Source organism: Sphingomonas sp. NFR04, from assembly GCF_900114095.1.
Lineage (GTDB): Bacteria > Pseudomonadota > Alphaproteobacteria > Sphingomonadales > Sphingomonadaceae > Sphingomonas.
Genome location: NZ_FORV01000001.1, coordinates 848,402 through 870,121, shown reverse-complemented (window position 1 = coordinate 870,121; position 21,720 = coordinate 848,402). Strand labels below are relative to the sequence as shown.

The window sequence follows — 21,720 nt, the reverse complement described above, 5'->3', positions numbered from 1 at the left end:
TAGCGTCCGGCGATGTTATCCGCGTTCCGCCGTCGCTATCTCGACCTGCTGGGGTCGATCTACATCTACAACGAGCATCGCGGCTATACGAGCATCGACCGGGTGCTCGAAGCGGTGCGGCTGCGCGCGCCGGACGACCACGCGCTGATCGCCGCGATCGAGAAGCACCGCGCCGACGAGCGCAAGCATTACCAGATGTTCAAGCGCTGGTTCGAGCTGCAGGGGCGGATGCCGCTGACGGTGGACCGGACCTGCGGGCATATCGACCGGTTCGTCGAGATCATGTTCCGTCGCCCCATCGACGCGCTCGATACGCAGAAGCTGATCGAGGACGATGCGCAGTTCGAGAAGCTCTGCCGGGTGATCTCGCTGACCGAACAGCGCGGCCACCGCCAGGTCCATATCCTGCTGAACCATCCGGCGGTGCTGAGCGACAAGGTGCTGACCCGCATCTTCCGGATCATCGAGAAGGACGAGCCGAGCCATTGGGCCCCCTATGACGGCTGGCTGCGCGCGCACGGGAAGCGCGAACCGCGCTGGTGGGAGCGGGCGGTCGATACGTTCATCCACTCCGAACTGCTGTTCGTGAAGCTGCCCTTCCTGTTCCTCAATCCCTTCGTGCGCCGCCGCACCGACTGGGCGGATGCGGGCGAAGGATTGCATCCGATGCAGGCGGCGGCTGCGGCCTAAGCGCTTGCGCGGGCGTGCAGGCGCGCGCATGGGGCACCGCAGTTTCCATGGTGCGAGTACCCGCATGGCTGCCCTTCGTCGCTGGATCGATCCCTATCTGCTGATGCTGCTCGGCACGGTCGGCCTTGCCGCGCTGTTTCCCGCGCGGGGCATGTGGGCGAGCATTTCGGACGAGGCGGTGACGATCGCGGTGGCGCTGCTGTTCTTCCTCTATGGTGCGCGGCTGGCCCCTTCGGCGATCTGGGCGGGGCTGACCAACTGGCAGCTCCAGCTGACCGTGTTCCTCAGCACCTTCCTGTTCTTCCCGATCCTCGGGCTCGGCGCCTATGCACTGGCCGGTCATGTGCTGCCGGGCGGGATCGCGCTGGGCATCCTGTTCCTCTGCCTGTTGCCGTCGACCGTGCAGTCGTCGATCGCCTTCACCTCGATCGCACGCGGCAACGTGCCGGCCGCCTTGTGCAGCGCCTCGCTCTCCAATCTGATCGGCGTGATCATCACGCCGCTGCTCGTGGCGTTGCTATTGCCTAGCAACAGCGGTGCGGGCTTCTCGCTGTCCCAGCTGGAATCGATCGCGATGCAGATCCTGCTGCCCTTCGCGGCGGGGCAGGCAGCGCGGCCGCTGATCGGTGGCTTCATCCTCAAGCACAGGCTGCTGACCATGGTGGTCGATCGCGGCTCGATCCTGCTCGTGGTCTATGCCGCGTTCAGCGAGGGCATGGTGGCGGGCGTATGGGGCCGGGTGTCGCTGGGGGACCTGGCACTGGTGCTGGCGTTCAACGCGGTGCTGCTCGGCATCGTCATCGCGGTGACGATGTTCGGCAGCCGCAAGCTGGGCTTCAGCAAGGAGGACGAGATCGCCATCGTCTTCTGCGGATCGAAGAAGAGCATGGCGAGCGGCATCCCGATGGCGACGATCCTGTTTCCCGGCGGCGCGGTGAGCCTGATCGTGCTGCCGCTGATGATCTTCCACCAGCTCCAGCTGTTCGTCTGCGCGGTGCTGGCGCGCAAATATGGCGCGCGCGACTGATGCGGGTGCTGCTCACCGGATCGTCGGGCTGGCTGGGGCGCTTCCTGGCGCCGATGCTGCGGGCGGCGGGGCATGCAGTCGTGGGACTGGACGTCGCGCCGGGTGCCGATACCGACGTGCTCGGCTCGGTCGCCGATCGCGCGCTGGTCGAGCAGGTCTTTGCCGACCATGGCATCGAGGCGGTGATCCATGCCGGCGGGCTGCACAAGCCGGACATCGTGCGGTACCCGGCGCAGACCTTTGTCGACGTCAATGTGACCGGTACGCTCAACCTGCTCGAATGCGCGAAGGCCGCCGGGCATGACCGGTTCGTCTTCACCTCCACCACTTCGCTGATGATTTCCCAGGCGATCCGCGACGAGGCAGGCGATTCGGCAATATGGCTCGACGAGGCGAGTGGGCCGCTCGCGCCGCGCAACATCTACGGCGTCACCAAACTCGCCGCGGAGGGGCTGTGCCGGATCGCCTGGGCAGAGCAGGGGCTCGCCACGATCGTGCTGCGCACCAGCCGCTTCTTCCCCGAGGACGACGATACCCATACCACGCCCTCGGGCGAGAACCTCAAGGCCGACGAGCTGCTCCATCGCCGCCTGACGGTGGAGGATGCGGCGCGGGCGCATCTGGTGGCGCTGGAACGGGCGCCGGCGATCGGCCACGGCGTATTCGTGATCTCCGCGCCGACGCCCTTCGGCCGCGCCGACTGCGCCGCGCTGAAGCGGGATGCCGCCGCGGTGATCGCGCGTGCCTTCCCGGATGCCCCGGCGCTCTACGCAGCGCGCGGCTGGACGCTGCCCGCCAGCATCGGCCGTGTCTATGATTCGAGCCTCGCCGAGCGCGTGCTCGGCTTTCGCTGCGAGACTGACTTCGCTGCGGTGCTGGCGGCACTGCGCGCGGGCGCGCCGCTGCCCTTCGCGCATGACCCCGGTTATGTCTCGCCGAAGGAAATGCTCGGCTGAACGCCCGCCAAGATAGCGCGCTGCTGGACTGAGTTTTCACTGCCTCCCAAACGGGGCAGCCCCATGTACACGGACTATTGACTTCACCTTCGGTCAACAATAGCGTAGCGATGTTAACGTGAACATCGCTCGATTGGGGCGGGGCCGTGGTGCGCACTAGCGTGTCTCGGGCAAGTCTTTCGCGCGAATCGTAAGATAACCAAGGCGTTGGACTGGAGAGGAGCCGATCGGTAGCCGTGGTGCACTTGCTGCACCGCGACAGGAATGGTGCGTCCTGGCGTTGTCGGCATGCTCGGCGCGTCCCGCCGCGCATTCGCCGCCGCCTCCCCGCCGGTCCGGACAACGGACGCCGAATCAGGGAGGTGAGGATGTTCTACGACAAGAGGGATCGCCGTCGCGCGCTGCTGCGCACCACGTCGCTTGGGCTGATCGTCGCGGGGGTGTGCCTCGTGCCGCTGTCCGCGCTGGCGCAGACCACGCCTGCACCGCGGCCGCCGGCGAGCGAGGACACGGTCCCGCAGACTCGGGCCGAAGCGCAGGATAGCGAGATCATCGTCACCGGCTCGCGCATCGCGGTAAGCGGCTTCAACGCGCCGACTCCCACCACCGTGCTGGGCGAGGAGCAGATCGCCGCCAATGCGCAGCCCAACGTCTTCACCACCATTTCGCAGCTGCCGTCGCTGCAGGGCTCGTCGGGCACGCAGGTAAACACCTTCAGCACCTCGAGCGGCCAACAGGGGCTCAGCTCCTTTTCGCTGCGGGGCCTGGGCACGATCCGTACGCTGACGCTGCTCGACGGCCAGCGGGTGGTCGGCGCCAACGTCACAGGCGTGCCCGATGTCAGCCTGTTCCCGCAGCTGCTGGTCAAGCGCGTCGACATCGTCAACGGCGGCGCTTCCGCTTCCTATGGCTCGGACGCGGTGGGCGGCGTGGTGAACTTCATCACCGACACCCGCTTCAAGGGCATCCGCGGCAACATCCAGGGCGGCATCACCACCTATGGCGACGATGCGACCGGCCTCGTCCAGCTGGCGGCGGGCACCAGTGCACTGGGCGACCGGCTCCACCTCGTCGGCAGCGCCGAATATGACAAGGAGGAAGGCATCGGCGGCGGGGAGTTCGGCACCAGGCTCGCCAATGGCCGCACCTGGTTCACCCAGCGCTCGCTGATCGATCGCGGCGTGCTCAACGACGGATCGCCGCAATATGTCGTGCGCGACTGGGCGCAGTCGATCACCTTCACCAAATATGGCCTGATCACCGCCGGGCCGCTGCAGGGCATCGCCTTCGACCAGAGCGGCCAGCCCTTCCAGTTCCAGTATGGCTCGAACGGCGTGCCCGCACGCGACAAGGCGGGCACGGTCCTCGGCTGCTTCGCCGGCTTCTGTCAGGGCGGCGATCTGTCGGGCAATATCGATGCGGGCCGCTCGCTCAAATCGGCGATCGAGCGGATCAACGGTTATGGCCGCGCTGGCTTCGACATCGCGCCGGACAACGAGCTCTATTTCAGCGTCAATATCGGCCAGGTGAAGACCAACAACCAGCCGGTCAACGGCCAGAACCGGCCCGGCCTGACGCTGCAATGCGCCAATCCCCATGTGCCGGCGCTGGTCCAGCAGGCCTGCACGACGGCGGGGATCACCAGCTTCCAGTACGGCACCAGCAACGCCGCGCTGGGCAACACCCGCGTCTATACCGATCGCCGCCAATATCGCTTCGTGCTCGGCGGCAAGGGCAAGGTGGAAATCGCGGGCACGCCTTGGACCTACGACATCTATGGCGAGCACGGCACCAACTATACCGATATCGACGTGCGCAACATCATGCTGTCGCGTCGCTTCAACCAGGCGATCGATGCGACGACGCTGAACGGCACGATCGTCTGCCGCGACGCCGCCGCGCGGGCCAATGGCTGCCAGCCGCTCAACATCATCGGCGGCAACCCCTCGGCGGCGGCCCTGGCCTACATCATGCCCGAGCACGGGCCGTTCCAGCGCACCCGCCAGACCCAGGACGTGGCGAGCATCAACATCTCGGGCTCGCCGCTCGACCTGTGGGCGGGGCCGCTGTCAATCGCGTTCGGCGGCGAGTATCGCCACGAATATTACAAGGTGCGCGCCGATCCCTATGGCGCCGGCTTCGCGGCGACCGCGCCGGGCGGCGACTATCCGAACGATCCGGTGCTGCTCACCACCGGCAACAACTGGTATGCCGGCAACTACAAGAACGGCACCGGCGCCTATAGCGTCAAGGAAGCCTTTGTCGAGGCGAACCTGCCGCTGCTCGCTTCGGAGACGCTGGGCCATGCCAATCTGAACGGCGCGGCGCGGGTGACCGACTACACCACCTCGGGCACGGTCTGGGCGTGGAAGATCGGCGGCACCTGGGAACTGCCGATCGACGGCCTGCGCATCCGCGGCGTCACCTCGCGCGACGTGCGCGCGCCCAACTTGTCCGAGCTGTTCGCCGCCCCCGTCACGACGACGCTGCCGAACTTCTTCGACCCGTTCAACAAGATCAACGTGCTGGTCATCCAGAACTCGATCGGCAACACCGCGCTCAAGCCCGAGATCGCGCGCAACACCACCGCCGGCATCACCCTCGCCAATCCCGGTTGGGCGCGGGGGCTGAACCTCTCGTTCGACTGGTACAAGATCAAGATCGACGAAGTGATCTCCAGCCTCGCGGCGACCGACATCGTCAATCTCTGCTTCCAGAAGGTGCTGCTGGAGACGTGCAGCGCGTTCAACCTCAGCAACACCGCCGGCCCCAATTTCATCAACGTCCAGGCGTTCAACCTCGCCTCAATCCGCACCGAGGGCTTCGACATCGAGGCGAGCTATCGCTGGGCGCGGCCGCTGGGGCTGCCGGGCAACTTCACGCTGCGCGCGCTGGCAACGCATGTGATCAACAACATCACCGATACCGGGCTGCCGGGCACGATACCGGTCGACAATGCCGGCAACAACCTTGGCGCAACGCCCAAGTGGAAGTGGCTGGCGGTGCAGACCTATGACAGCGGCCGCTTCTCGCTGCTGGTGCAGGAGCGCTGGTTCACCTCCGGCACGATCGGCAACCAATATGTCGTCTGCCAGAGCGGTTGCCCGGCCTCGACCACCCAGCGGCCGACGATCGACAACAACTATATACCGGGGTCCTTCTACCTCGACGTCGGCGCGACCTTCGACGTGATCAAGGACGTGACGCTCTACGGCAAGATCGACAATCTGTTCGATCGCGATCCGGCCCGCTCGACCATCTTCAACAACCCGGCCCTCTACGACCAGATCGGCCGGGTGTACCGCGCCGGCGTGCGGTTCAAGTTCTGAGCGCGGGCAGGGGAGGCGGCGGCGCTGCCTCCCCTGGCAACGAAAAAGGGCTCCCGCCACCGGCAGGAGCCCTTGATCGGTGCCGTACGACGGGAGCGGGTCAGGCCGAAGCCGCGACGCCCTTGTCGGCCATCAGCTGGGTCAGCTCGCCGCTTTCGTACATTTCCATCATGATGTCCGAACCGCCGACGAACTCGCCCTTCACATAGAGCTGGGGGATGGTCGGCCAGTCGGAAAAGGCCTTGATGCCCTGGCGGACGCCCTGGTCCTGCAGCACGTCGACGCTGTCGAACTCGACGCCGAGATGGTTGAGGATCGCCACGGCGCGGCTGGAAAAGCCGCACTGGGGGAACAGGGGGCTGCCCTTCATGAACAGCAGCACGTCGCTGCCATCGACCAGCTGCTGGATGCGGGCCTGGGTATCGTCGGTCATTGCTTACTCCTCGGGCGTCGCTTCGGTGGTCAGCTGGAGCGCGTGGAGCACGCCGCCCATCCGTCCACCCAGCGCCGCATAGACGGCTTGATGCTGCCGCACGCGCGGCATGCCCCGGAACATGGGGGCGACAACCCGCGCTGCATAGTGGTCGCCATCGCCGGCCAGATCGGTGATTTCGATCTGGGCGTCGGGGATGCCGGCGCGGATCAGCGCCTCGATCTCGGCAGCGGGCATCGGCATGTTACTTGGATTCCATCAGCTGGCGGCGCGCCTCGACCATCTTTTCCTCAATCGCGCTGCGCACCGTGGCCTCGTCGATCTCGACATTGGCAGCGAGCATGTCGCCCACCAGCTTGCGGATCACGTCCTCGTCGCCGGCTTCCTCGAAATCGGCCTGGACGACGGCCTTGGCATAGGCGTCGGTCTCTTCGGGCGTCAGGCCCATCTTGGCGGCGGCCCACTGGCCGAGCAGCTTGTTGCGACGCGCGGTGACGCGGAACGCCATATCCTCGTCGCGCACGTACTTCGCCTCGAACGCCCGTTCGCGATCGTCGAATGTGGTCATCATATGCCCCTTACCTAAACTCGGGACCGAGATAGGAGGGAGGGGCCGCGCTGGCAACGGGGGTGGTTCCGGATGGCGCCTCCCAATCGATCCTCCCCCGCCAGGGGGAGGTGTCAGGCGCAGCCTGACGGAGGGGGAGGAAGCACGAGAGGCGAGGTTCTGGCGTCCTCCCCCTCCGTCGCGCTGCGCGCGCCACCTCCCCCTGGCGGGGGAGGATTAGCTGTGTCGGAAAATCGCGATCATCCCCACGACGATCGCGATCGGCGCGAGAATGGCTGCGATTGCGCCGGGCCAGCCCCAGCGATGGTAGGCAAACTCTACGCCGCCCTCCCAAAACAACCGCAAAACGATCTCGATCGCGTCAGTCACGAACGTTCAGCCGCGTCGACGTGAGAGCAAGCGATCCATATCACAGGTCTGCAATTGCGGCATCGAAACGCGAGGCCAGCAGCAGGAAGGCATCGCCCCAGCCGCTTTCGATGCCGACTTCCTGCAGCGAGCTTGTGGGGCCATACAAGGCCTCAAGCTCCAGCAGCTTGATCGTATCAGCGGCGTGTATTCGTCCGATGATCCCGTCGATTTCGGCGACCGCAGCCTCCGTGTTCCTCCAGCGCGACCGCGCGAAGTCGTTGGAAGGGCACGCAAGCAGGGCACGTGTGTCGGCCAACACCTGAATCAATGCTTCTACCGACACGATGACCCCCGTTCGTCCTGAGAGTTTATGCCGATCCGGCAGACGCGCAAGCAACAGGTCCGGTGCCGAGAGGTCTATCCCGCCACCCGCACCACCACTTTCCCGATCACCGCCCGCGCCGCCATCTTGGCGATCGCCGCGCCGCCCTCGGCGAAGGGGAACACCTCCGTCACTCGCGGCGCGATCTTGCCGTCGCTCCACAGCCGGAACAGCGTGTCGACATGCGCGCGGTTGGCCTGGGGATCGCGCGCGGCGAAGGCCCCCCAGAACACGCCGCACACGTCGCAGCTCTTGAGCAGCGTCAGGTTGAGCGGCAGCTTCGGGATGCCCGCCGGGAAGCCGACCACCAGATAGCGCCCCTCCCAGCCGATCGCGCGCAGCGCCGGCTCGGCATAGTCGCCGCCTACGGGATCGTAGATCACGTCCGCGCCCTTGGGGCCGACCGCTGCCTTGAACGCCTCGGCCAGCGCCTTGGACGCCTCCTTGTCGAGCGGCCCGCGCGGATAGACCAACGTCACATCCGCGCCCGCCGCCCGTGCGGCCTCAGCCTTCTCCTCGGAGGAGACCGCCGCCACTACCGTCGCGCCGTATGCCTTGCCCAGCTCTATCGCCGCGAGCCCGACGCCGCCGGCCGCGCCCAGCACCAGCAGCGTCTGCCCCGCCTTCAGCCTGCCCCGGTCGAGCAGCGCATGGATCGTCGTCGCATAGGTGAGCAGGAGCGCCGCGCCGTCCTCGAAGCTACGGCCCTCGGGCAGGCGGTAGAGCTGCGCCGGGCTCAGCACCAGCTTCTCGACCAACCCGCCATGGCCCGGCACCGCGATCACCCGGTCGCCCGGCGCCCAGTCGGTCACGCCTTCGCCGACGGCTTCGACCACGCCGGCGATCTCGCCGCCGGGCGCGAACGGCCGGGGCGGCTTGAACTGGTAGCGATCCTCGATGATCAGCACGTCGGGATAGTTGATCGCGCAGGCTCGCACGCCAACCAGCACCTGGCCTTTGCCGACTTGCGGGTCGGCCACATCCTCCAGGCTTAGAGTATCAGGTCCGCCCGATGCCTTCGACAGCAACGCCTTCATGTCCGCCTCCTACAGCGATCCACGGGCGTTCGTGCGCAACCGCGGATTCGAATTTCGAAATCGCGGTATCTTGTGCCAGCGTCATGCCGATCTCGTCCAGCCCCTGCATCAGGCAGTCGCGGCGGAAGGGGTCGAGCTCGAAGGCGAAGCGATCCTGGAAGTCCGTCGTGACGGTCATCGTCTCCAGGTCGACGGTGATATTGTTGGCGGTCGCCACCTGCACCAGCCGGTCGATCGCCTCCTGCGGCAGCACCACGGTGACGATGCCGTTCTTGAAGGCGTTGCCCGAGAAGATGTCCGAGAAGCTCGGCGCGATCACCGCCTGGATGCCCATATCGGCCAGCGCCCAGGCGGCATGCTCGCGGCTGGATCCGCAGCCGAAATTCTCGCCCGCCACCAGGATCGGCGCGCCGGCATAGCGGGAATCGTCGAACAGATTGCCCGGCTCCGCGCGCACGCTCTCGAACGCGCCCTTGCCCAGCCCCTCGCGCGTCGTGGTCTTCAGCCAGTGCGCGGGGATGATGATATCCGTATCGATGTTCTTGGCGCCCCAAGGATAGGCGCGACCCGAAACCTGCTGGATCGGCTCCATCAGCGGCGCTCCGCCGACACGGTGTTCAGATGCATGGACACAGCTTTCCTAACGAATGGCCGGCGGCCATCCCAATTTCCGGCAATCGGCCGCCCGCGTCAGCGCGGTGCGACGACCACCCGCTCGAGCGCCGGTATGGTCTTGATCGGCGTCTCCGGCCGCGGATAGGCACCCGCATAGGCAGCGGCGAAACCGCTCAGGATCGTTCCGGCAATCAATGCGACGAGCGCCTTTTTCACGGCGTCTCTCCCCTTAACTATTACGCGTTGTTCGCCATCAACTCGCGAACGTCCGTCAGGTGCCCCGTAACCGCCGCCGCCGCCGCCATCGCGGGCGAGACGAGGTGGGTGCGGGATCCCGGGCCCTGGCGTCCTACGAAATTGCGATTCGAAGTGGAAGCACAACGTTCTCCGGCGGGAACCTTGTCCGGGTTCATCGCCAGGCACATCGAGCAGCCCGGCTCGCGCCACTGGAAGCCCGCTTCCAGGAAGATCCGGTCGAGCCCCTCTTCCTCGGCCTGGCGCTTGACCAGCCCCGAGCCCGGCACGATCAGCGCCTGGCGGATGCGGTCGGCGACCTTGCGGCCCTGCACCACCGCGGCGGCGGCGCGCAGATCCTCGATCCGGCTGTTGGTGCACGAGCCGATGAAGATATGCTCCACCGGAATGTCCTGCATCGCGGTGCCGGGGGTGAGGCCCATATAGTCGAGCGAGCGCTGCGCGGCGGCGCGCTTCGACGGATCGGCGAAGCTCTCCGGATCGGGCACGACGCCGGTGATCGGCACCACGTCCTCGGGGCTGGTGCCCCAGGTGAGCGACGGCGCGATGTCGGCCGCGTCCAGCGTCACCACCTTGTCGTAGACGGCACCCTGGTCGGTCGGCAGCGTCTTCCAATAGGCGACGGCGCGGTCCCACGCCTCGCCGGTCGGCGCCATCGGGCGGCCCTTGAGATAGGCGAAGGTCTTCTCGTCGGGCGCGATCAGGCCCGAGCGGGCGCCGCCCTCGATCGACATGTTGGAGATGGTCAGCCGCCCCTCGATCGAGAGGTTGCGGATCACCTCGCCGGTGAATTCGATGACATAGCCGGTGCCGCCGGCCGCGCCGATCTTGCCGATGATCGCCAGCACCACGTCCTTGGCGCTGACGCCGTGGCCGAGCGTGCCGTCGACCCGGACTTCCATCGTCTTGGATTGCTTGAGCAGCAGCGTCTGGGTGGCGAGCACATGCTCGACCTCGCTGGTGCCGATGCCGAAGGCCAGTGCCCCCAGCGCGCCATGCGCCGAGGTGTGGCTGTCGCCGCAGACGAGCGTGGTGCCGGGCAGGGTGAAGCCCTGTTCGGGCCCGACGACATGGACGATCCCCTGCCGCGCATCGAGCGCGTCGATATAGGGCACGCCGAACTCGGCAACGTTGCCGCGCAGGGCGGAGAGCTGACCGGCGCTGGCCGGATCGGCGATCGGCAGCGGGTTGCCGGCGGCGTCGACGCGCGGGGTGGTCGGCAGGTTGTGATCGGGCACCGCGAGGGTAAGGTCGGGGCGGCGCACCGTGCGATCCGCCGCGCGAAGGCCGGCAAAGGCCTGCGGGCTGGTGACTTCGTGGACGAGGTGCCGATCGATATAGATCAGGCAGGTGCCATCGTCCCGGCGCTCGACCACATGGTCGGCCCAGATCTTCTCGTACAGGGTGCGCGGTTCACTCGACATGCGCGCGATCTAGTCGAATCGTGCGCGGATGCAAGCTTTCGGGACATTTTCTGCCGTTCACCGGCGCGACCTGCACTTGGTCGCATGCTGATCCCGGTGCGGGCGGGTCGATGGCCATGCCGGTGAACCATCGACCCGCCCTGAAGCGTCTTTGGGGGACGCTGGAGCATTTTTGGGGAATGCTCCGGGTGCCCTCCACGCTGCAGGGCGCGTGCCAGTTTCGGGGATGCACGATATTCCGCGGCATGCGATGGTGAAGCGCCGTTAACCCCGCGGTGCGGGTGTAAATTCCACCGACGGTTTTGCGGCGCGGCCTCCAGTTCATCCCGTATTCAGCAGCTTGACTACAGACGTAAACGGAGCGATTACATGCGTAGTCAGTGAGGGGTGTATGACCGAACGAATCAGCGAAGCCGAACATGCAGTGATGGAAGTGCTCTGGGAAGAGTCGCCGCTCACTGCGCAGGAGGTTGCCGAGCGCGTGCCCGTCGATCGCGACTGGAGCGCCAACACGGTCAAGACGCTGCTCGGGCGGCTGCTCGCCAAGAATGTGATCGCGCATGAGGAAGAGGGGCGGCGCTACCGCTATCGCCCGCTCGTCGCGCGGGGCGATTATGTGGTAGGGGAATCGCGCAAGCTGATCGACCGGCTGTTCGGCGGCCGGCTGACGCCGCTGGTGGCGCACCTCGCCGAGCGCGACGCCATCACCGACCAGGACATCGCCGAGATCGAGGCTCTCCTGAAGGAGCTGAAGCAATGACCGGCTGGTGGATCGAGACCCTGCTCGCGAGCACGCTGCTGATGCTGCTGGCGCTTGCCTTGCGCGCGCCCGTGCGGCGCGCCTTCGGACCGCAGCTCGCCTATGCGCTGTGGGTGCTGCCCGCCGTGCGGATGTTGCTGCCGCCGCTGCCGGGGCAGTGGCATCTCAGCCATTGGCTCGCGCCGCTCACGCGGAAAGCGGTCGAGGCGCCGGCGGCGGCGATGGCCGTGCTCAATCCCGAGAGGCTTCCGGCGAGCGTCGACCAAGGCGCGGTGCTCACCATCGACCTGAGCGCGGGCAGCCATCACCTTCCCGTCGCAATGGTGGCGCCGACGCCGGTGGCGGAGGGGCTGAACGTCACGCTGCTGCTGCTGGCGCTATGGGGCGCGGGCGCGCTGATCTTCCTTGGCTATCATCTGGTCGCGCATCGCCGCTTCTGCCGCCACCTACTCTCGCGGGCGCGGGTGGATCGCACCGTGGCGCAGGGCCGGGTGCGGGTGATCGAGACCGATGCTGCGCACGGGCCGCTCGCCTTCGGCATCTTCCGCAAATACGTCGCCTTTCCGCGCGACTTTTCCGAGCGCTATGACGAGATCGAACGCGATCTCGCGCTCGCCCATGAACTCGGCCACCATCTGCGCGGCGACCTGGTCGCCAACTGGGCCGCGCTGATCGTGCTGGCCGCCCATTGGTTCAATCCGGTCGCATGGCGGGCGTTCCGCGCCTTCCGCGCCGACCAGGAAATGGCCTGCGACGCCCTGGTGCTCGCCGGCCGCGCCCAGGCACTGCGCCATGCCTATGGCCGTGCGATCGTCAAGTCCGCGCATGGGGGCGCGGTCTCGGCGGCTTGTCACCTCCACACCATAAACGACGTCAAAGGGAGATTGCGCATGCTCTCGATCCACCGGAAGCTTTCCCCCACCCGCATCGCCGCGGGGCTGGCCGGTATCTCTACCATTTCGCTCGCCGCGCTGGCGCTGACCGCCTCGGGCAGCCAGGCCGCCGAGCGAATCCGCACCAGCGTGAATGCCGCCGTGCACGGCCAGGACGTGCCGGTCACCCCCGCCGCGCCGGCGGCACCGGTCGAGCCGCAGGCCGCCGTCGCCCCGCGTGCTCCTGCCGCACCGCAGGCCGCGCCTGCACCGGTGGCGCCGCCGGCACCGGCTGCGCCTGCCATCCCCGAAGGACCTGCGGGCAAGCACCATATCGTTCGCACCGATCAGACGATCAGCGACGGCAAGAGCATCAAGAAGATGGTGATCATCCAGCGCGACGGGAAGCGCCAGGAAATCACCATGCCCGACATGGCGGCGATCCAGGCGAGCATCCCGGAGATTCGTAGCGCCAAGTGCGGCAAGGGCACTGCGCCCACCGTCGAGCACCGCACCGAGGGCAACAAGCAGGTGATGATCATCTGCAGCGATCGCATGGCCGCGATGAGCATGAATGCCAGCAAGATGGCGGCATTCAACGCCGATCACGCCGCGGCCATGGCCGCGAACAGCAAGGCGATGGCGATGAACAGCGCGCTGATGAGCCTGCAGCACGCCCGCCGCACGATCGAGGCGCAGTCGAGCCTCAGCCCGCAGCAGCGCGCCGAAGCGCTGAAGGGCATCGACGAGGCGCTCGCCGAACTGCGCGACGACGCCAAGGACGATAGCGACGATTGAGTGTAGCGCGCCGCCGCAACGTCTCACGGCGGCGTGCTCGGCGGGACCGGCCTACTCCTTCGGGGCCGGTCCCGCTCCCCTGCGTCTTGCTCTTGGGCGGTGAATGCCCAAATGCCCTACGATGACCGATGATGCGCCCACGGGCCTTGCGATGCCGCTCGAACCGCTGGTGACGCGGGTGCTGGCTAACAATCCCTCGCCCTTCACCAACACCGGCACCCAGACCTATCTGGTGGGCACCACCGACGTCGCGGTGATCGATCCCGGCCCCGACGATGCCGAGCACCTCGCCGCGCTGCTGGCGGCGATCGGCGGGCGGCCGGTGCGGGCGATCCTGTGCACCCATACCCATCGCGACCACAGCCCGGCCGCGCCGGCGCTGAAGGCGGCCACGGGCGCGCCGATCATCGGCTGCGCGCCGCTGGTGCTCGACGATGCGGGCCCCCGCGCGGACGCCTCGTTCGATACCGGCTATGCCCCGGACACCGTGCTGGCGGACGGCGAGCAGGTAGCGGGGCAGGGCTGGACGCTCACCGCGGTGGCGACACCCGGCCACACCTCCAACCATCTCTGCTTCGCACTCGAGGAAAGCGGCGCGCTGTTCACCGGCGACCATGTGATGGGCTGGTCCACCACCGTGGTCGCCCCGCCGGACGGCAACATGGCGGCCTATATGGCCAGCCTGGAGACGCTGATGGCGCGCGAGCAGGACCGGATCTATTATCCCGCGCACGGCGACCCCATCGAGCGCCCGCAGCGCTTCGTGCGCGGGCTGGCCGGGCACCGTAAGCAGCGCGAGGGGCAGATATTGCGGCTGCTGGCGGAGGGCGTGGACACGGTGCCGGCGATGGTCCCGCGCATGTATGTCGGGCTCGATCCGCAGTTGCACGGCGCGGCCGGGCGTTCGGTGCTCGCCCATCTGCTCGACTTGCAGGCACGCGGCCGGGTAGCAAGCGCGACGGACACTTGGCGGCTGCTGCCCGAGTAACGATCCGAAACGGGTATAGTAGAAATGCTCATGATTGTAGAATCTCCAAAGTAGAGCTATACCCTGCCCAAATTGGAGGGGTGGGGAAATGGCAACGATTGTGCAGGCGTCGCCACGTGCGCGCGCCGGGGACTCACGATTCTTTCTGGTGATGGCGTTCGTGATGGGCGCGATCGATGTCGCCGGATTCTCGCTCAATCTGGCGGCGGGGCGGTCCAGTTTCGCGGTGCCGCTGATCTTCCACGTCCATGCCTTCGTCTTTTTCGGCTGGATCGCGCTGTACATCACCCAGAATCTGCTGGTCGACGGCGGTTCCGTCGCGCTGCATCGCCGGCTGGGCTGGGTGGCGCTGTTCTGGGTGCCCCTGATGGTGCTGCTGGGCACGGTGATGACCGTGCTCTCGGTGCAGCGCGGCGCGCCCTTCTTCTTCGATGTTCGCGAATTCCTGATCAGCAACCCGTTGCAACTGCTGCTGTTCGCCGGCTTCGTCGGCGCCGCGCTGATGCTGCGGCGTCAGACCAGCTGGCATCGCCGGCTGATGTATTGCGGCATGGCCATTCTTGCCGGACCGGGGCTGGGGCGGCTGCTGCCGATGCCGCTGTTCATGCCCTATGCCTGGTGGGTGACGGTGGTGGCGGTGCTGGTGCTGCCGGTGATCGGCGCGGTTGCCGACCAGCGCCGCGCGGGCCGCGTCCACCCGGCGTGGCTCTGGGGCATCGGCCTCATCCTGGCGGTGCAGCTGACCGCCGACGCGATCGCGTTCAGCCCGGCGGGCACCGCCTTCACGCGCAGCGTCATGGCCGGCACCGCCGGCAGCCATCGCCCGATCACGCCCGCCTTCCCTTGATCCCGCGGCCCGACCGGGCCATGTGGCGGGCGCACAACGGGAGTTTAGGGAATGGACGCGCGCAACGGCATCGGCGGCAGCCTCAGCGGACTCGATCTCCGCGCCGAGATCGAGCGGCTGCGCAAGGAGCGCAACGCGGTGATCCTCGCGCATTACTACCAGAAGCCCGAGCTGCAGGATCTCGCCGATTTCGTCGGCGACAGCCTCGACCTCAGCCGCAAGGCGGCGGAGACCGACGCGGACGTGATCGCGTTCTGCGGCGTGCGCTTCATGGCGGAGACCGCCAAGATCCTCTCGCCCGACAAGATCGTCGTGCTGCCCGACATGGACGCGGGCTGCAGCCTGGAAGACAGCTGCCCGCCCGACCAGTTCGCCGCCTTCCGCGCGCAGCATCCCGATCACATCGCGCTGACCTATATCAACTGCTCGACCGAGGTGAAGGCGCTGAGCGACATCATCGTCACCAGCTCCTCGGCCGAGAAGATCCTCGCGCAGATTCCGGCGGACCAGAAGATCATCTTCGGCCCCGATCGCAACCTGGGCGGCTATCTCCAGCGCAAGACCGGCCGCGACATGCTGCTGTGGCCCGGCGTGTGCATCGTCCACGAGGCGTTCAGCGAGACCGAACTGCTCAAGCTCAAGGCCGAGCATCCCGGTGCGCCGATCGCCGCGCACCCCGAATGCCCGGCCTATATCCTGGACCACGCCGATTATGTCGGCTCGACCAAGGGCATTCTCGATTTCTCCAAGACGATGCCCGGCGACACGCTGATCGTCGCGACCGAGCCGCACATCATCCACCAGATGCAGAAGGTGATGCCGGAGAAGAACTTCATCGGCGCGCCCGGCGCCGACGGCAACTGCAACTGCAACATCTGCCCCTACATGGCGCTCAACACCATGGAGAAGCTCTACCTCGCGCTGCGCGACCTCAGCCCCCGGATCGAGATCGAGGAAGGCCTGCGGGTACAGGCGAAGAAGAGCCTCGACCGCATGCTGGAACTGGCCAGCGGCACGGTGGGGCAGGGCGATCTGGGACCGGTGCCCGCCTGATCGCCTGGCGCAGTTTCAAGTTGACCGTTTACGGTCAACGACTCGGAAAATGCGGCACCTGAAAACCTGGAGCGTCTTCACCCGAGGTGAAAACGCTCTAGGCACGACCGTCGGAAAGCAGTGCGCCGAGCCGCGCTGCCGTGCTGGCAATGCCGAGATTCGGGATCCGGCGGCGTCGCGGGATGGAAGCCGCTGTCGGGGCGACAGGGCGCCGCGCCGCATGACCGTCCCGGATCGCGACGAGGATCGGTGCTTCGGCCATTTCCATCGCCCGCGCCGCCGCGCGGGCAAAGCCGATCGCGTATACCGGGGCCCCACAGCGGTCGAACCGCGCGGATTCAAGCGCGATCAGGTGGTTACAGCCAATGCAGGTGCGGTCGGCGAGCTGTTCGAGCGACCAGCCCAACGCTTCGCGTCGGTCGCGCAGCGCGGCGGCGGCAACAGCCCAGCTTTCGGGCCAGCTTGCGGCCCCATTTTCCGACAGCATTGCCTGTGTCATTTTGATACAGCGACCTCAGCTACGTCGACCAGCGCATTGATATGGGCTAGTAACGATTCGCAATTTCCGGGGTACTCATTCTGGGTGGGGCGAATGAGTACTTGTGTTATTTTTCCCGCTGGGGCCGATTTTGCCGATGCAGGATATGATCCGATCCGCGCCTGTCGTCGATCGCAAGCACATGGCGATGCCACACGGGCGGCTGATCGTTCGGCTGATCGCGGCGCTGGAGACGTCGATGGTCGCGGCGGGCGTTCGGGCGCTGGACGGCGATCTGGATCGGGCGATCATTTTCATGGTGGTGGCACGCGCGAGCGAGATGCTGTCGCCGCACGGTGCCGGCCATGCCCGCCGCGACGGGCGCGGCGCCAAGGCGATCAGCATCAACGCCCTCGCAGCGTCGCTCGGGCGCCCGTTCGAGACGATGCGGCGGCACATTCATGCGCTGTGCGCGGCAGGCCTGTGCGAGCGTGGCCCTGCCGGGGTGACGGTGCCCGAGGCGGTACATGCGCGCCCCGAGATCGTCACGCTGTTCCGCGGCAACCACGATGCGCTGGTGGCGATGATCGAGGACATGCGCAGCTTCGGCGTGACGCTGCCGGAGACGCGTGCGCACGTCTGCTATGACTGGCACACCGGGCTCGCCGCCGCGCACGACGTGCTGCTGACCGGCATCGAGTTCCACGCGCATCGCTTCCAGTCCTGGACCGATCTGGTGCTGGCCAACGCGATCCTGTGCGCCAATGCGCGCCCGCTCGTCGAGAATCGCGATCTTGCGCTCGCCTATGCCGAGTTCGGCACCGCGCCGCCCGACGGCCTGTGCCAGCCGGTCTCGACCGGATCGGTCGCGCGGGCGCTGGGCCTCCCCCCGTCGACCGCACACCGCCGCGTCGCCGCAATGATCGAGAGCGGCTGCCTCGCCCGCCGGTCGCGCGGCGTGGTGCTCACCGAAAGGGCGATGACCGACCCCGAGCGGATCGAGGAACACCGGACGAGCATGCTGCACGTCCGCCAGATCCTGATCCGCCTGGCGGCCGGCGGCTTCCGCTTCGACCAGCCCGCCGCCAACTATCTCGACGGGCGCCCCGCGCCGCTGCAGATCGCGTAGACGCGCGCGGCCGGGGATTCTACAGCCCGGCCATGACCTTCGCGCTCCCCGGTTTCGATTGCGACTCGTTCGTCCGCGCCACGCTGGCCGAGGATCTCGGCAGCGGCGGCGACATCACCGCTGCGGCGGTGATCCCCGCTGAGGCACGCTTCGAAGGCGTGATGGACAGCCGCGACCCGATCACCGTCGCCGGGCTGCCGATCGCCGAGGCGTTCTTCCGCGCGCTGGATCCCGACGTCGCGCTCGAACGGCTGGTCGAGGACGGCGCGCAGGTCGCCCCCGGCACCGCGCTGCTGCGGCTGCGGGGCAAGGCGCGGGCGATGCTCACCGCCGAGCGGTCGGCGCTCAACACCGTCCAGCATCTCAGCGGCATCGCGACGATGACGCGGACCTATGTCGATGCGATCGCCGGCACCGGCGCGACGCTGCTCGACACCCGCAAGACGCTGCCGGGCCTGCGCGTGCTCGAGAAATACGCCACCCGCATGGGCGGCGCGACCAACCATCGCATGGGCCTGTGGGACGCGGCGATGATCAAGGACAACCATGTCGCCATCGCCGGATCGGTGGAGGCGGCGGTGGCGCGCGCGGTCGCGGCAGGAATCGAACGAATCATCGTCGAAGTCGATCGGCTCGACCAGATCGAGCCCGCGCTCGGCGCCGGCGCGACGCATCTGCTGCTCGACAATATGGGTCCGGCGATGCTGCGCGAGGCGGTGGCGCTGGTCGCCGGGCCGGTGCCGACCGAGGCCTCGGGCGGGGTGCGGCTCGATACGATCCGGGCGATCGCCGAGAGCGGCGTCACCTATGTCAGCGTCGGCCGGCTGACCCAGTCGGCCCCGGCAGCCGATATCGGCCTCGATTTCGCGAGCGTGTGAGGGAGATGGGCATGAAGGCGGTATTGGGAAGCGTGGTCGGCCTCGCGGCGCTGTTGCCGGGAGCGGCGCTGGCACAGGCGCAGATGTGCATGGCGCCGAGCAAGGTCGAGCGGCCGCTGCCCGACCTGCCCAGCGCCAAGGAGCCGCAGCGCATCCTGCCGATCGGCAGCTACACGCTGGCGCTGACCTGGGCGCCGGGCTTCTGCCGCGCGCATGGCGACGAGCCCGGCAAGGCCTTCCAGTGTGGCGGCAACAACCACTTCGGCTTCACGCTACACGGGCTGTGGCCCGACGGACGTGGCAAGCTGTGGCCGCAATATTGCAAGGCCACCCCGATCCTGCCGCCCGCCTTGATCCGCAAGACGATGTGCGCCACGCCTTCCGAGCAGCTGATCCAGCACGAATGGGCCAAACACGGCACCTGCATGCAGACGACGCCCGAGGCCTATTTCCAGCGCTCCACCAGCCTGTACCGGGCGATCCGCTATCCCGACATGGAGGCGCTATCGCGCGGCGCCGTTACCGTGGGCGACTTCAAGCAGGCCTTCGCCGCGAAGAACCGCGCGATCCCGGCGAGCGCGATTCGGGTGACGACGACCCGGGAGGGCTGGCTCGACGAGCTGTGGCTCTGCCTCGACACCCGCTTCCGCTACGATCGCTGTGAGGCCGGGACCGGCGGGGCTGCGGACGATGCGGCGCTGAAGATCTGGCGCGGGCGGTAAGGCAAAACGTCTAAGCCCCTCCTCCTTGGAGGAGGGGTAGGGGATGGAGGGATTCCAGAACGTCGGTCGGTCTCTGCGAGACACTGCCCCACCCCAACCCCGCATCAGGTGAACAGCGCCTCGCGCTGTTCAGGCGCTGCCGGGGGCAGCGCTGACCTGATGCGCCTGAAGGAAAGGGGCTAGAATAGGTAGAACTAGCCCTCGATCACCACGCTCGCGGGATGGTGCTTGTCCAGATAGCGCTTGATCAGCCGCACGTTGCGGGTGTTCGAGCGGAAGAAGAAGTCGGGCACCGCGCCGACGAACGGGATCATCCCCAGCGCCCAGTCGACGCCGATATTGCCCGCCATTCGCGCGATCGTGCGCTTGGGCATGCCCAGATTGCGCGCTTCCCAGGCCAGATAGGCACCCATCGCCGCCGCCACGCTGGGGCCCACCGCCGGCACGAAGTCGAGCAGCACGTCCAGCCCCAGCTTGCGGCGGGTCCCCGGAATGGTCACCAGGCCTTCCAGCAGATGCTCCATCGCCTCGATCCGCTGGCGCACCGCCACGGCATCGGTGCCGATCGGCAGCCGCTGTGCGAAACCCTCATTCAATCTCGTTGCCCGTGCCATTCCCTGACCTCACTGCTTGCGCAGGTGATTCAACGGGTGCCAGGCGCGCGCGTTCCCCTGCCAGTTGGACAGGCGCAGCGCGACGATCGACCAGCGCAGCGGGCGCGCGATCGGGAGGAAGGCAACGTCGCTCGCCAGCATCGCATCGGCCTCGGCGATGCGATGGGTGCGGTTGTAGAGATCGGGCGCGTCGCGCGCTGCCGCGATCAGCGTCGCGGTGTCGTCGGAGCAGGCGCGGCAGGCGTTCGCCAGATACCAGCGGCCGCTGTCATAGGGCGCCACGTCGTCGACCAGCTCGAGATCGGCGCGCGGATCGCCCAGTCCCACGCGGTGCGGGGTGAGCCCGATGGCGATCATCGAGGAAGCCAGATGGCCCCAGAGCAGCGTCGCGCCTGCGCCGGAGGGCAAGGCGAGGGTGATGTCCACCGGCCCGCGATGCACCGCCTGCCATTCGCGCACCCGCTGGCTGGCGAGCGCGCGGCGCTGGTCGGGCGCGACCGTCATCCAGCTGCCGGGGGCAGGGGGTGCTGCCGAATCCATCTGCGCGGGGAGGATCGTCTCGGCGGGTGCCCAATCGGGGGCGATGGCCGAGGTGAGGGCATTGCGATCGATCGCCATGGCGATGGCCGCGCGGTTCTGCGGGGTGGAGAGAAAGCCGTCGCGGTGGAGCACCGCCAGTCCGAACAGGCCGACCGCGGCATCGACCCGGACATTCTCCGGCGCGATCCCCGCCGCCTCGATGATCGGCCAGTCGACCAGCGACCCGCCGAGCACCAAGTCGGACGCGCCCGCGCGGAACCGGGCGATGGCCGCCGCCGCGCGCTCGCCGCGCAGCCGGACATATTCCTGCGGGGCGGGCGTGACCTTGGGGTCGTCACCGGGCTCCTCTGCCGGGCGGAGCAACAGCCCATCGCGCTTGCCCGCCACGATGCGGAACGGCCCCGATCCGGCGAAATTGCGCCCGCGGAACACCGCCATTTCGGGCTGGGCAAACAGGTTGAGCAGGTCGGGGCGGGGGCTCTTCAACCGCACCTCGATCACCTGCGGGGTCATTTCCACGATCTCGTCGATCACCGCGAGATAGGGCGAGAGGCGGCTCTTGCTGTTGGCCGCGATCGCGCGGCGCAGCACCCGCACAATCTCACCGGCGGTGACCGGCTGGCCATCGGGCCACGCCGCCTCGCCCAGGCGGAAGATATAGCTGCGCGCATCGTCGAACACCGCCCAGCGCTCGGCCAGCGCCGGCTCGATTTGGCCGTTGTGATCGAAGCGGACCAGGCCCTCTGCGGTTGCGGCCAGTGCGACGGCCTGCGCCGTATCGATCGCGGTGATGCTGGGATCGACCAGCAGCCGATCGCTGCCAATCGCGCTGACGACCACCGGCGTCGTGTCCTTGCGCTGCCCCGCAGGCCCCCCGCACGCGGTGGCGGTGAGCAGCAGGGCGATCACGGGCAGGCACAGGCGTGGCATCGGCGGGTCCCTGGCGGTGAAACCCAAGCTCTATGGGAGTGGGC

Annotated in this window: 24 protein-coding genes; 12 read left to right on the top strand and 12 right to left on the bottom strand. The window is 67.6% G+C overall.

Translation table 11 applies throughout. The features are described from left to right. The first annotated feature begins 12 nt into the window (after nt 1–12). The 4 genes from BM009_RS03910 (at nt 13) to BM009_RS03895 (ending at nt 6,002) form a co-directional block, all read left to right on the top strand. The gene (locus BM009_RS03910) at nt 13–690 is read left to right on the top strand and encodes a hypothetical protein (protein WP_093293964.1); all 678 of its coding nucleotides are present in this window, start codon (nt 13–15) and stop codon (nt 688–690) included. A gap of 64 nt (nt 691–754) precedes the next feature. Beyond that, nucleotides 755–1,717 (top strand): bile acid:sodium symporter family protein, encoded by a 963-nt coding sequence (locus BM009_RS03905; protein WP_093293963.1) that lies wholly within the window; start codon nt 755–757, stop codon nt 1,715–1,717. After that, nucleotides 1,717–2,673, top strand: a complete 957-nt coding sequence (locus tag BM009_RS03900; protein WP_093293961.1) for an NAD-dependent epimerase/dehydratase family protein — start codon at nt 1,717–1,719, stop codon at nt 2,671–2,673. Before BM009_RS03905 ends, BM009_RS03900 begins: the two co-directional genes overlap by 1 nt. A gap of 368 nt (nt 2,674–3,041) precedes the next feature. Next, nucleotides 3,042–6,002: a TonB-dependent receptor plug domain-containing protein gene (locus tag BM009_RS03895; RefSeq protein ID WP_093293960.1), complete on the top strand. Its 2,961-nt coding sequence runs from the start codon at nt 3,042–3,044 to the stop codon at nt 6,000–6,002. 100 nt (nt 6,003–6,102) lie between these two features. Here BM009_RS03895 and grxD read toward each other — a convergent pair whose 3' ends face one another. From grxD to leuC, 9 genes are all read right to left on the bottom strand, one after another. Beyond that, nucleotides 6,103–6,435, bottom strand: a complete 333-nt coding sequence (grxD, locus tag BM009_RS03890; RefSeq protein ID WP_084582175.1) for a Grx4 family monothiol glutaredoxin — start codon at nt 6,433–6,435, stop codon at nt 6,103–6,105. A gap of 3 nt (nt 6,436–6,438) precedes the next feature. Beyond that, on the bottom strand, nt 6,439–6,678 hold the full coding sequence (locus BM009_RS03885) for a BolA family protein (RefSeq protein ID WP_064313164.1): 240 nt from the start codon (nt 6,676–6,678) through the stop codon (nt 6,439–6,441). Nucleotide 6,679: 1 nt separating this feature from the next. Next, nucleotides 6,680–7,003, bottom strand: a complete 324-nt coding sequence (locus BM009_RS03880) for a DUF1476 domain-containing protein (RefSeq protein WP_093294628.1) — start codon at nt 7,001–7,003, stop codon at nt 6,680–6,682. Nucleotides 7,004–7,219: 216 nt separating this feature from the next. Next, nucleotides 7,220–7,372 carry a hypothetical protein gene (locus tag BM009_RS22495; RefSeq protein ID WP_175487883.1) on the bottom strand — a complete coding sequence of 51 codons (153 nt, stop codon included), beginning with the start codon at nt 7,370–7,372 and terminating at the stop codon, nt 7,220–7,222. A 40-nt stretch (nt 7,373–7,412) separates the two neighbouring features. Next, nucleotides 7,413–7,697 (bottom strand): hypothetical protein, encoded by a 285-nt coding sequence (locus BM009_RS03875; RefSeq protein WP_139216524.1) that lies wholly within the window; start codon nt 7,695–7,697, stop codon nt 7,413–7,415. A 74-nt stretch (nt 7,698–7,771) separates the two neighbouring features. Next, the gene (locus BM009_RS03870; RefSeq protein ID WP_175487882.1) at nt 7,772–8,773 is read right to left on the bottom strand and encodes an NADPH:quinone oxidoreductase family protein; all 1,002 of its coding nucleotides are present in this window, start codon (nt 8,771–8,773) and stop codon (nt 7,772–7,774) included. Further along, on the bottom strand, nt 8,736–9,365 hold the full coding sequence (leuD, locus tag BM009_RS03865; protein WP_093293958.1) for a 3-isopropylmalate dehydratase small subunit: 630 nt from the start codon (nt 9,363–9,365) through the stop codon (nt 8,736–8,738). The genes BM009_RS03870 and leuD overlap by 38 nt, the downstream gene beginning before the upstream one ends. A 98-nt stretch (nt 9,366–9,463) precedes the next feature. Next, nucleotides 9,464–9,604: a hypothetical protein gene (locus tag BM009_RS22490; protein ID WP_175487881.1), complete on the bottom strand. Its 141-nt coding sequence runs from the start codon at nt 9,602–9,604 to the stop codon at nt 9,464–9,466. A gap of 20 nt (nt 9,605–9,624) precedes the next feature. Next, nucleotides 9,625–11,067, bottom strand: coding sequence for a 3-isopropylmalate dehydratase large subunit (leuC, locus tag BM009_RS03860; RefSeq protein WP_093293956.1), 1,443 nt, complete (start codon nt 11,065–11,067; stop codon nt 9,625–9,627). A 391-nt stretch (nt 11,068–11,458) separates the two neighbouring features. Between leuC and BM009_RS03855 the strand changes: the two genes are divergently transcribed. The 5 genes from BM009_RS03855 to nadA all read left to right on the top strand — a co-directional run bounded on the left by BM009_RS03855 (nt 11,459) and on the right by nadA (nt 16,385). Beyond that, nucleotides 11,459–11,827 (top strand): BlaI/MecI/CopY family transcriptional regulator, encoded by a 369-nt coding sequence (locus BM009_RS03855; RefSeq protein ID WP_093293954.1) that lies wholly within the window; start codon nt 11,459–11,461, stop codon nt 11,825–11,827. After that, a complete protein-coding gene (locus BM009_RS03850; RefSeq protein ID WP_093293953.1) occupies nt 11,824–13,497 on the top strand; it encodes a M56 family metallopeptidase in 1,674 nt (557 codons plus the stop codon). The genes BM009_RS03855 and BM009_RS03850 overlap by 4 nt, the downstream gene beginning before the upstream one ends. A 121-nt stretch (nt 13,498–13,618) precedes the next feature. Next, the gene (locus tag BM009_RS03845; RefSeq protein ID WP_093293951.1) at nt 13,619–14,485 is read left to right on the top strand and encodes an MBL fold metallo-hydrolase; all 867 of its coding nucleotides are present in this window, start codon (nt 13,619–13,621) and stop codon (nt 14,483–14,485) included. An 88-nt stretch (nt 14,486–14,573) separates the two neighbouring features. Next, entirely contained in the window at nt 14,574–15,332 is a 759-nt protein-coding gene (locus BM009_RS03840) for a hypothetical protein (RefSeq protein WP_254772133.1), read from the top strand. A gap of 51 nt (nt 15,333–15,383) precedes the next feature. Then, nucleotides 15,384–16,385, top strand: coding sequence for a quinolinate synthase NadA (gene nadA, locus BM009_RS03835; RefSeq protein WP_093293948.1), 1,002 nt, complete (start codon nt 15,384–15,386; stop codon nt 16,383–16,385). 97 nt (nt 16,386–16,482) lie between these two features. On the opposite strand, the gene BM009_RS03830 is transcribed toward nadA, so the two are convergent. Then, nucleotides 16,483–16,872, bottom strand: coding sequence for a helix-turn-helix domain-containing protein (locus tag BM009_RS03830; protein WP_175487880.1), 390 nt, complete (start codon nt 16,870–16,872; stop codon nt 16,483–16,485). A 157-nt stretch (nt 16,873–17,029) separates the two neighbouring features. On the opposite strand from BM009_RS03830, the gene BM009_RS03825 reads away from it, so the two are divergent. From BM009_RS03825 to BM009_RS03815, 3 genes are read left to right on the top strand one after another with little or no spacing between them, the layout of a single operon-like run. Further along, complete coding sequence (locus tag BM009_RS03825) at nt 17,030–17,992, top strand: helix-turn-helix domain-containing protein (RefSeq protein ID WP_254772132.1); 963 nt, start codon at nt 17,030–17,032, stop codon at nt 17,990–17,992. Nucleotides 17,993–18,024: 32 nt separating this feature from the next. Continuing rightward, nucleotides 18,025–18,870 (top strand): carboxylating nicotinate-nucleotide diphosphorylase, encoded by an 846-nt coding sequence (gene nadC, locus BM009_RS03820; RefSeq protein WP_093293945.1) that lies wholly within the window; start codon nt 18,025–18,027, stop codon nt 18,868–18,870. A gap of 11 nt (nt 18,871–18,881) precedes the next feature. Further along, complete coding sequence (locus tag BM009_RS03815; RefSeq protein ID WP_093294624.1) at nt 18,882–19,592, top strand: ribonuclease T2 family protein; 711 nt, start codon at nt 18,882–18,884, stop codon at nt 19,590–19,592. 194 nt (nt 19,593–19,786) lie between these two features. Here the strand turns inward: BM009_RS03815 and BM009_RS03810 are convergent, their stop codons facing one another. Together BM009_RS03810 and BM009_RS03805 are read right to left on the bottom strand one after the other, a co-directional pair. Beyond that, a complete protein-coding gene (locus BM009_RS03810) occupies nt 19,787–20,206 on the bottom strand; it encodes a DUF4112 domain-containing protein (protein ID WP_093293944.1) in 420 nt (139 codons plus the stop codon). 9 nt (nt 20,207–20,215) lie between these two features. Beyond that, entirely contained in the window at nt 20,216–21,676 is a 1,461-nt protein-coding gene (locus BM009_RS03805; protein ID WP_093293942.1) for an ABC transporter substrate-binding protein, read from the bottom strand. Nucleotides 21,677–21,720: the final 44 nt, after the last annotated feature.